Genomic DNA, 10,453 nt, shown 5'->3' on the forward strand with positions numbered 1-10,453 from the left:
TGAACCATGGCACAGCAGAACAAGGCGAACGAGGTGCCGAAGAACCTCGGAGGGGCCAAGGCGGGCGTCAAGATCGGCGTGGTGCTGGCCTTTGTCCTGGTCATTTCGGCGGGCATCCTGATCCTGGCCAGCCGGGCGGTGGGCAACAAGGAGACCGAGAGCCTGGAGAACCAGGAAAAGCGGCTCGGGCTCCTCTCCCATAGCCGGGCGGAGATGGTCTCGGCCTGGCTGACCAATCTCTCCCGGCAGGGCGACCGGCTCATCAAGTCCGAGCTGTTCCGGCTCTATGCCGCCGAGGTGAACGATCTCAAGGGGGACCTGACCGCCATCTTCGGCGCGGTCTCGCCCGAGGACGTGGACTCGGGCAACGAGGGAGCCGCCCTGGCCGCCCAACTGCCCATGATGCAGAACATGCTCCGGGAGTTCTCCACCTACTCCGGCTTCACCACCGCCCGCATCCTCAACGCCAAGGGCGAGGTCTACATCGCCACCGACGGTCACCTGCCTCCCATGGAGGATGACCAACTGGCCCTGGCCATGGAGGCGATCAAGGCCCGGAAGGCCGCGTTCTCGCCGCTGCGCAAAACCGCGCAGGGGCTGGAGATGGACGTCTTCGTGCCCGTGTTCCCGCCCGACGCGCGCGAGGACCGCGATCCGGCCATCGGCGCGCTGATGATGACCCGGCAGATCACCGGCACCATCACCGAGCTGATGTCCAACTCCTCGCTTTCGGCCAAGGGGGAGCGGACCCGGCTGATGCAGAAGGAGGGCGACCGCTTCCGCGAGGTCACGCCCTGGACCTCCCGGGGGTTCACGGACGTCACGGCCAAGCTTGATTTCGGCGACAACGGCAACCTGGCCTTCGCCGCCCGGACTTCACTCTCCGAGAACGACCGCGAGGTCTACTCCCTGGGCGTCAAGGTGCCGGGGCAGGTCTGGTGGGTGGTGCAGGAGTCCGACTACGCCACGGCCATGAAGCCGGTGGAGAGCTTCACCCGCACTGTCTGGATCGTGGCCGGGCTGGGCATCCTGACCGCCTTCCTGGTGGCCGGGCTGGCCTGGTGGGTCCTCACCGGCGTGCAGAGCCAGCGCATCGCCGAGGAGTTCCGCAACCTCGCCTCCCAGATCGACATCCAGAAGCGGTTCATCGACTCCATCAACGCCAACATCGACGAGTTCATCACCCTCAAGGACATGGAGGGCAGGTACACCTACGTCAACGACGCCTTCGCCAAGGCCGTGGGCCGCGACAAGGAGGAGCTCATCGGCATGGACGCGGCCGCCGTGTTCGGCTTCGACACGGCCAAGCGCCTGTCGGCCAAGGACGCCGCGGTGTGCGACCAGAACCGCAAGATCACCATCAACGAGCCCATCTTCCTGCACTCGCAGCGCTACGAGTTCCAGATATCAAAGGCCCCGTACCACACGGCCGAGGGGGGCTGCGAGGGCATTGTCGAGGTCTACCGCGACATCACCGAGTTCGTGGCCGTGCAGGAGAAGAACCGGCGGCTGATCCAGCGCGCCATGGAGGCCCTGGGCTCCACCATCGAGGCCGCCGACCCGTACCTGGGCGGCCACACCAAGCTCCTGGCCCGCCTCTCCGTGGCCGTGGGCAAGGCCATGGGCCTGGGCGACGGCGACATCGCCGAGCTGGAGACCGCCGCCAATCTCTCGCAGATCGGCAAGATGTTCGTGCCCAACGCGATCCTGACCAAGCCCGGCCGCCTCACCGACGAGGAGATGGGCGTCATGGAGCAGCACGTTGAGCACGCCTATCGCATCCTCAAGGACATCGACATCGCCGAGGGCGTGCTCAACGCCATCTACCAGATGAACGAGCGCCTCGACGGCTCGGGCTATCCCAAGCACCTCAAGTACGACGAGATCAGCCTGGCCGCCCGCATCCTTTCTGCGCTCAATGTGTTCTGCGCCATGATCCGCCCCCGCTCCTACCGGGGGGCCAAGGCGCCGCAGGCGGCCCTGGAAATCCTGGCGGGCGAGGCCGTCCGATACGACGCCGCAGTGGTGAGCGCCCTGTCCGGGGTGCTCAAGACCCCGGCGGGCGAGAAGCTCGTGGAGACAAGGGAATAGCGGCCGCGCTCCATCCGGTTGCACAGGGCCCCGGCGCATCGCCGGGGCCCTTTTTTCGCCTGCCGCAAGGGCCGGGCCCAGGCGGGGGGGCGTGGCCGGACGGCTTGAGGATTGCGCCTTTCGGGGCTATGTCTGGATCCTGTGGACGGCGGTCCCGTCATTTCCCCCAGGTCCGGCAGGGCAGGTTGCCACCACCGGGCTTGTGGCGTATAGCCCCCTTCCCCCGAACAACGCCGACACGGAAACGAAAATGAAGATTCAGCGCTGGGCAGCGAAAAACGGCTACCGGGAGTCCCTGGTCATCGGGTTCCCCCTGGTGGTCAGCATGCTCTCCTCCACGGTGATGACCTTCACCGACCGCATCTTCCTGGGACACTATTCCCTGGAGTCTCTGGCCGCGTCGTTTCCGGCCAACGTCAGCGCCTTCCTGTTCCTGTCCTTCTTTTTCGGGGTGGTGGAGTACGTGGGGGTGTTCGTCTCCCAGTACACCGGGGCCGCCCGCCACGAGCGGGTGGGCGCGGCCATGTGGCAGGGGCTGTGGTTCTGCCTGCCCGCCGGGCTGTTCCTGGCCGCCCTCTGGTTCCTGGCCGGGCCGCTTTTCGACCTGGCCGGGCATCCGCCAGCCGTGCGCGAGCAGGAGGTGGCCTATTTCCGCATCCTCACCGTGGGCGGCGGGCCGTTCCTGGTGGGGGCCTGCCTGTCCAGCTTCTTCTCCGGGCGAGGGCTGACCAAGCCGGTCATGGTGGTCCAGTTGGCCGCCACCGCCCTGAACATCCCGCTCGACTACTGCATGATCAACGGCTACGGGCCGTTCCCCGAGATGGGCATCGTCGGGGCGGGCATCGCCACCCTCATCGGCTACGTGCTGCCGGGCGTCTGCTACTCCCTGCTCATTTTCACCCGCGAGAACGAGGCGGTCTTCCGCGTGCGCTCGGCCTGGCGGTTCGACCCGGAGCTGTTCCGCCGCTTCCTGCGCTTCGGCCTGCCGGGCGGCATCCAGTTTTTCGTGGACATGTTCGCGGTGACCTTCTTCGTCTTCATGGTGGGGCGCATCGGCGCGGCCGAGCTGGCCGCCACCAACGCGGCCATCTCCATCGAGACCCTGGCCTTCCTGCCGATGATCGGGATGCACATCGCCGTGAGCATCATGGTGGGCCAGGCCATGGGCGCGGGCCAGCCGGACCGGGCGGCCTACGCCACCGGCAGCGTGCTGCGCATAGCCCTCCTCTACATGGGAAGCATGGCCATTCTCTTCATATGCTTTCCGGAGTGGCTCATGGAGCTCTTCCGGGCGCGGGGGGACGCGGGCGCGGAGTTCGGCCGGGTCCTTTCCCTGGGCGTGGTGCTGATGCGCTACATCGCCGCCTTCACTCTGCTCGACGCCGTGGCCATCACCTACATGGGCGGGCTCAAGGGGGCCGGGGACACGCGCTTCATCATGCTGACCATGGCCGTCGGCTCCATGGGCTGCGTGGTCATTCCCCTGACCCTGCTCACTCGCCTGGGGGTGACCTCCCTGCACGCGCCGTGGGCCTGTCTGCTCTCCTACGTCATATTCCTGGCCGTGAGCTTCATGGTCCGGTTCCGCCGTGGGCCGTGGCGGTCCATCCGGCTGATCGAGGAATGAGCCGGGAGCCGGCTGCGGAGAGCGGCCGGATGGACGCCGGGACGAAAAGAAGAGGCCGGAAGCGGGTTGCGCTTCCGGCCTCATTTGTTTTTTGGGGGGGAGGCTATTTTTCGGATGCCTGGCCTTCGGTGGCGGCCTCGGCGATGTCGAGGGTCTTCACCAGGTTGCCCTCCAGGGCCAGGAACTTGTAGATGGTGAAGTCGCGGTTGGAAAGGGCGGTTTCGAGCTGCACGCTGTTGCTGAACACCTCGTTGATGGCGTCGAGCACGTCAAGCAGGGAGCGCTGGCCCACGTTGAACTGCATGAGGTACATGTCCCGGGATTCCATGCTGTACTGCAGGGCCTCCTGGTGCTTGCCCACCTGGCCCAGGGCGGTCTGGTAGTCGGTCCAGGTGGTGCTGGCCTCGCGGCCGAGCTCGTCCATGGTGTCCTGGAGGTCGGCCTTGGCCTGGTCGACCCTGGCCTGGGCGGCCTTGATGTCCTGAAAGTCCGAGGTGCCGTTGAACAGGTTCCAGGAGAGGGCGAGCATGGCGCGGTCGTCGCGCAGGTAGGTGCTGGCGCCGTCCAGGTGGTCGGTGTAGCGGCTGCTGACCTGGACGTCCACGTTGGGCATCATGGATGCGCCGGTCATGCCCTTGTCCTCGCGTTTGGCCTCGACCTCGGCCTGGTAGACCTTGACCTTGGGGTTTTCCCTGAGGACGACGTCCATGTAGGGCGTCCGTTCCTTGGGGACCATTTCCTCATGGAATCCGATGGCCTCCAAGGGGCCGGGCTCGTTGCCGACCACCCGGAAGTACTGGGCCTCGGCGGAGCTCAGGTCGCCCTTGTAGGTAATGAGGGTAGTCTCGGCCCGGGCCACGCGGCCCCTGGCCTGCATCTCGTCGGCCATGCTGCCCGCGCCGCCCGCCACGCGTTCGGCTATGGATTCCAGGACCTCCTGGTGGGAGGTGACGTTCTCCTCGGCCAGGGTGACCAGCTTGCGCAGCCGGACCACGTCCACATGGGCGCGGATGGCGTCCAGGGCGACGGTCTCCACGTTGTCGAGCAGGCGGTATTCGGCCGAGGTCAGCCGGGCCTTGGACCCATAGTAGTCGCTGATCCGGTACATGCCGTCAAAGAGGTTCTGGGTCAGGGTGGCCTTGGAGTCCGAGGCGGTGCGGGTCCGGTCCTCGTTGCCGAGGGCCCGGGCGCTGCTGGTGTTGTATTTCTGGAAGCCGTAGTCGCTGGTAAGGTCGAGCGAGGGGAAGAACCGGCCCAGCGCCGAGGCCAGGTCGCGGCTGACCGCTTCCCGATTGAAGGTCATGGCCTTGATCTGGGAGTGGTGCCCCACGGCTTTCTTGACCGACTCGATGAGGGTCGTGTTCCCGTCCGTGCCCGCAAGGGCCTGCCCGGAAAGCAAAAGGACGAAGAGCGCCAGGAGCGCCGGAAGGGTGGAGAGGTGTCGTTTAGCTGCCATGGGGTAAATCGTCATTGTCAATCATTCTTATCTGCATCCGTTCGGGAATGCAATAGGCCTTCGCGGAAAGGCCCGGCTTGCCGTCAAGCCGGGCCGTTTCCCGCGAGGTCTAGTAATCGCTGTTGTTGTTGGCGTTGATAATCATCTGGATCACCTGGTCGGTGCTGTTGTCGGTGTAGTCCACATGCTGGTTCACGTCAAAGGAGGAGATGTTCGCTCCTTCGAGGATGACGGTCAAGTGGTGGGAGCCGTCGGTCACGTCGAGGTGCACCTGGCCGTCGGTGTTGTCGAGGATGGTGGCCACCATGCCGGGGTCCAGGTTGAGCCGGTCGTGGGCGGTGTCGAAGTCGGCGACGAACAGCTCGTTGCCGCCTTCGGTGTTGGTGGCGAGGACGGACTGGTCGATGAAGATGTGGTCGTCGCCGGAGCCGGTGTACATGGTGTCGTGCCCGGTGGAGGCCACAAGGGTGTCGTGGCCGTCGCCGCCGACCAGCAGGTCGTTGCCGTCGCCGCCGTACATCCGGTTGCCGTCCGCGCCGCCGTGGTGGCCGTCGCCGCCGTACAGGGTGTCGTCGCCGCTGCCGCCGGTCAAGAGGTCGACGTGGTCGCCGCCCACCAGCAGGTCGTCGCCGTGGCCGCCGTGCAGGGTGTTGGCGCCGTCGGCGCCGTTCATGAAGTCGCCGCCGCCGAGCAGGGTGTCGTCGCCGCTGCCGCCGACCAGCAGGTCGTTGTCCGCGTTGCCCTGCATGTAGTCGTCGCCGTGGCCGCCGTACATGCTGTCGTCGCCCTGGCCGCCGTACATGGTGTCGTGTCCGGCGTCGCCGTACATGTGGTCCGCGCCGCCGGCGTTGTCGTTGTTCAGGTCGCCGTACATGAGGTCGTTGCCGCCGCCGCCGTGAAGGGAGTCATCCCCGCTCCCGCCGTACATGGTGTCGTGTCCGGCGTCGCCGTACAGGGTGTCGGCGTCGCTCCCGCCGTACAGGGTGTCGTTGCCCGCGCCGCCGTATAGCACGTCCGCGTGGTTGTCTCCGGCCAGGAAGTCGTTGCCGTCGTATCCGTAGAGGGTGTCGCTGCCGACGCCGCCGTTGGCCTCGTCGTTGTTGTTCCCGCCGTGGAAGACGCCGTTGTTGGAGTAGTGTACGTCGATCTTCAGGTCGTTGAAGTCGTCGTCATCGTCCTGGCCCTTGTTGTCCTTGTAGGGGTCGGGGTCATGCCCGTTCGGGCCGCTCGGCGAGCCGAGCTGGTCGTCCACGCCGATGTGGATGTCGTTGGGTTCGCCCCGGCCGCCCACGGTGACCCCGGCGTCCTCGCCCCTCGGGAATTCGAAGGAGGCTTCCTCGCCGTTCGGGTTGTAGGTGGCGTCGTCGAAGCGCACGTCGACGAGGTTTGTGACCCCGCCTGCTCCGGCCAGGGCCAGGGCCCACTGGCCGTTATCCCTGACGAAGTGCATGTCGGCGTTGAGGTCGAGCCCCTTGTTGCCGCCGTCGGCGATGAGGAAGAAGCGGATCTGCTCGTCCTCGGCGAAGACCTTGAGGACCTCGTTCAGCTTCACGCTGTCCGCGTTGGCCAGGATGATCTCCGGGTTGCTCGGGTCGCCCTGGTCGTCCACGGTGTAGACGCCGAGCATGTTGGCGTAGCTCGCGTTGCGCCCCTCGATGCTGACCTCCTGGCCGTGGACGTCCATGTCGATCACGGGATCGTCGGTGGGGTGGGCCACGGCGATGACGGTGGTCGCGGTGTTGCTGGCGTCGGACTGCGTGCCCTCGGCGTCGGTCACCTGCACGGTGACGACACGGTTCACGCCCGCGTCGCCGGTGGTGGAGAAGGTGATCGCCTTGATGGCGCTCTCGTATTCCGAGGCCGTGGCGTCGCCGCTCAGGGTGATGATCGTGTCGTCGCCGTTGTGGTCCACCTGCACGAACAGGCCGCCGGAGATGCCGTCGGTGTTCAGGACGTCGCCTTCCTGGGTGTTGGCCAGGGTGATGACGGCCTTGCCGAGCATGTCGGAGTCGATGTCGGTGATGTGGATGTCGCCCGCGATGGAGACCTCGGAGCCGCCCACCGTGTAGGCGGTGTCGTAGGTGGTTTCGGAGCCGTCGATGCCCAGGACCGGCGCATCGTTGTCCGCAGTGACCGCGATGGTGCCGGAACCCGTGACCGAGGTTGTGCCGTCGGTCACGGTGTAGCTCAGGTTCAGGTCGCCGTTCCAGTCGGCGTCCGGGGTGAAGGTCCATGTGCCGTTGCCGTTGTCCTCCAGGGCGCCGCCGCTGACGGTCAGGTCGGTGACGGTCAGCGCGTCGCCGTCGACCTCCGTCACGTGGGAAGTGATGTCGCTTTGGGAGATGGTCAGGGTGCCGTCCTCAACCACGGTCAGGTCGACATTGCCCGCGACGGGCGCATCGTCGACGGCGGTGATGTTCAGGGTGACGGTGGCCGTGGCCGTGCCGCCCTGGCCGTCGCTCACCGTGTAGGCGAAGCTGGCCTGGCCGTTGTATTCGGCATCGGGCACGAAGTGGATGCCGGACGCGTCCATGGTGACCGTGCCGTGCTGGGCGTCGCTCACCGCGGTGATGGTCAAGGCGCCGCCGTCGCTGTCGCTGTCGTTGGACAGCAGAACCGTCGGGTTGATGTCGATGGCCTGGTCCTCGAAGTAGACGCCGTCGACCTGCGCCGAGGTCTCGCCGGTGACGCTGTTGACCAGGAAGTCGCTGTTGTTGCCCGAGTTGTGCGCGCCGTCGTCGAGCGGCATGACGACCACCTCGGCGATGGGCGTGCTGGAGTGCAGCGAATCGGCGTCGAGGGTGACCGTGACCAGGCCGTTGGGGGTGCCCGACACGTCCACGTAGCCGATCAGTTCGCCGTTGGCGCTGTAGGCCGCCAGCCGCGCCGTCTCGATGTAGCCGATATCATAGGGACCGGCGTCGTCCTCGAGGGTGGTCAGGTCCTGCACGCCGTCAAACAGGGCGGAGAGGGTGACGGTCACGGAGCTCATGGGCCGATCAAACGTCAGGTTCACGAATTCCGTGTAGTTCTCGTTGCCGTTGATGGTGTCGATCTCACCGCCGTCGATGCCGTTGGCGGCGTGGACGCCGAACCCGGAGTACGCGTATTGCGTGCCCGCCTCGGTGAAGGAGACGTTCTTGCTGCTCAGCACCGAATCCTGCCAGGTGCTGGAGTTCAGCCCGTTGCCGACCATGGCGCGGACCGTGATGCCCTCGGCCGCCCAGTCGGCGGCCACCTGGTTGACGTTGGTTATGGTCGCGTCGGTGGTGGCGGCGATGGTTTCGCTCGGGGTGTAGGCCGTCGATCCGAGCACATCGTCGCCGGCCGTGGGGGCGTTGTTGACCGCGTTGACGGTCATGGCGGCGGACTGGCTGACCGAGGCGGAGCCGTCGCTCACGGAGTAGGAGAACTCGGCGGTGCCGTTGAAGTTCTCGGCCGGGGTGAAGGTCCAGGTGCCGTCGCCGTTGTCCTCCAGGGAGCCCTGGTCGGCGCTGACGGTCAGGTTGGTCACGGACAGGGCGTCGCCGTCCACGTCCGAGGCTCCGGCCAGGAGCTGGCCGGCGGTGATGACGATGGCGGTGTCCTCGTCGGTGGCCTCCAAGGTCACTGCGCCGTCGATGGTGGGGGCGTCGTTGACGGATTCCACGGTCAGGCTGACGGTGGCGCTGCTGTAACCGCCATCGGTGTCCTGCACGCCGTAGACGAAGGCGGCGGGGCCCGAGTAGTCAGCGTCGGGGGTGAAGGTCACAGTCCGCGCGGCTTCGTCGACGACCACGGTGCCGTGGGTGTTCTCGTCAGTGGCCGCGGTGATGATCTTCAGGTCGCCGATGGAGTCCTCGGGGTCGCTGTCGTTGCCCAGCAGTTCGGCGAAGGTGAAGACCCTGGCGGTGTCCTCGGTGACGGCGAACTGGTCGTTAACGGCCACCGGGCTGTCGTTGACCGACACGACGGTGATGGAGGTCTGGGCGCTGGCGCTCAGGCCGCCGTCGTCCGTGACGGTCACGGCGATGTCGCGCGGCGTGGTGTCCGGGTCATCCGAGGTGTTGGCGAAGGTCACGGCCTGGATGGCGGTCTCGAAGTCCGCCGGGGAGGCGGAGCCGCCGGTCGCCGTCAGGGTGACGGTGATCGCGCCGGTGACGGGGTTGGTCGCCGAGCTGGCGGTGATGCCGTCGGGCAGGTTGCCGACGTTCAGGATGTCGCCGTCCTGCGCGTTGGTCAGGGTGACGGTCGCTTCGGAGATGGGGCCTTCGGCGTCGGTGATGGTGACGCCGGCGGACGCGACGTGCGCGCCGCTCGTCCCTTCGACGAAGGTGGCCGCGTAGCCGGTGCCTTCGGAGCCGTCAACGGGCTGGATGTTCAGGACCACGTCGGCGAAGTCCTTGTCCCCGCCGTTCCAGAGGTCCTCGACGCTGACGGTCGTGGAGCCGTCCGCGTTCTCGGTGATGATGAAGTGGCCGCCCTCGAGGTTGTCCGGATCATTCTCCGACTGCGAGAAGTAGACATGGGCCGTGGACGGGGAGCCGTCGACGTTCAGGATCAGGGTGCCGTCTCCCGCATGGGAGAACGAGAGCTGGCTGTCGGTGAGAGCGTCGTAGGTGTTCGCGCCGTTCGCAATGATGAAGTACTCGTAGTGCTCGCCTTCCGCCAGCGTGGTCAGGACGGTGCCTTCCGCGATGCCCGCGTTCTGGTTGTAGACGATTATCTGCGGGTCGGAGGCGTTGTTGCCGTCCGCGTCCACGACGTAGACGCCCATGATGTTGTTGTAGGCGGCGCTTTCCCCGGCGAAGGTGACCTGCAGGTGGCTGCCGCCGTCCAGGTCGAGGGCGGGCGCGTCGTTGACCGCGGCCACGGCCAGGGTGGCGCTCTGCGGCGTGGCGTGCTCGCCGTCGCTTACGGAGTAGGTGAACGTGGCGTCGCCGTTGAAGTCGGCGGCCGGGGTGAAGGTCCAGGACCCGTCGCCGTTGTCGTGCAGGGCGCCCTGCTCGGCGCTGACGGCCAGGTTGGTCACGGACAGCCCGTCATGATCCGCGTCAGAGGCTCCCTCCAGGAGGTCGGCGGCGTGGATGGTGATGGGGGTGTCCTCGTTCGTTCCGGTGAGGACGAGGGCGTCGCCGACCGTGGGCGCGTTGTCGTTGAGGTTGTCCACGTCCACGTCGAATTCGACGGTGTTGCTGTCGTGGACGCCGTCCGAGGCGGTGACGCTGATGTGGTACTGGCCGGCGGTCTCGTAGTCGAGCCCGGCGGCGGCCACCACCTTGTCGCCGTCCATGGAGAAC

4 protein-coding genes are annotated in these 10,453 nt (G+C 66.7%); 2 read left to right on the top strand and 2 right to left on the bottom strand.

The window, feature by feature from the left end:
• Positions 1 to 6 precede the first annotated feature (6 nt).
• Both PHP91_RS03490 and PHP91_RS03495 read left to right on the top strand, forming a co-directional pair.
• On the top strand, positions 7 to 2,091 hold the full coding sequence (locus PHP91_RS03490; protein WP_300136925.1) for an HD domain-containing phosphohydrolase: 2,085 nt from the start codon (positions 7 to 9) through the stop codon (positions 2,089 to 2,091).
• Positions 2,092 to 2,341: 250 nt separating this feature from the next.
• A complete protein-coding gene (locus PHP91_RS03495; protein WP_300136928.1) occupies positions 2,342 to 3,718 on the top strand; it encodes an MATE family efflux transporter in 1,377 nt (458 codons plus the stop codon).
• A gap of 103 nt (positions 3,719 to 3,821) precedes the next feature.
• Here PHP91_RS03495 and PHP91_RS03500 read toward each other — a convergent pair whose 3' ends face one another.
• Together PHP91_RS03500 and PHP91_RS03505 are read right to left on the bottom strand one after the other, a co-directional pair.
• Positions 3,822 to 5,174 carry a TolC family outer membrane protein gene (locus PHP91_RS03500; RefSeq protein ID WP_300136931.1) on the bottom strand — a complete coding sequence of 451 codons (1,353 nt, stop codon included), beginning with the start codon at positions 5,172 to 5,174 and terminating at the stop codon, positions 3,822 to 3,824.
• A gap of 109 nt (positions 5,175 to 5,283) precedes the next feature.
• Positions 5,284 to 10,446 carry a cadherin-like domain-containing protein gene (locus tag PHP91_RS03505; RefSeq protein ID WP_300136934.1) on the bottom strand — a complete coding sequence of 1,721 codons (5,163 nt, stop codon included), beginning with the start codon at positions 10,444 to 10,446 and terminating at the stop codon, positions 5,284 to 5,286.
• Positions 10,447 to 10,453: the final 7 nt, after the last annotated feature.

This window comes from Pseudodesulfovibrio sp., assembly GCF_028692895.1.
Taxonomy (GTDB): Bacteria; Desulfobacterota; Desulfovibrionia; order Desulfovibrionales; family Desulfovibrionaceae; genus Pseudodesulfovibrio.

Coding starts and splice junctions, on each gene's coding strand:
- PHP91_RS03490 (WP_300136925.1), top strand. CDS start 7: ATGGCACAGCAGAACAAGGCGAACGAGGTGCCGAAGAACCTCGGAGGG.
- PHP91_RS03500 (WP_300136931.1), bottom strand. CDS start 5,174: ATGGCAGCTAAACGACACCTCTCCACCCTTCCGGCGCTCCTGGCGCTC.
- PHP91_RS03505 (WP_300136934.1), bottom strand. CDS start 10,446: ATGGACGGCGACAAGGTGGTGGCCGCCGCCGGGCTCGACTACGAGACC.
- PHP91_RS03495 (WP_300136928.1), top strand. CDS start 2,342: ATGAAGATTCAGCGCTGGGCAGCGAAAAACGGCTACCGGGAGTCCCTG.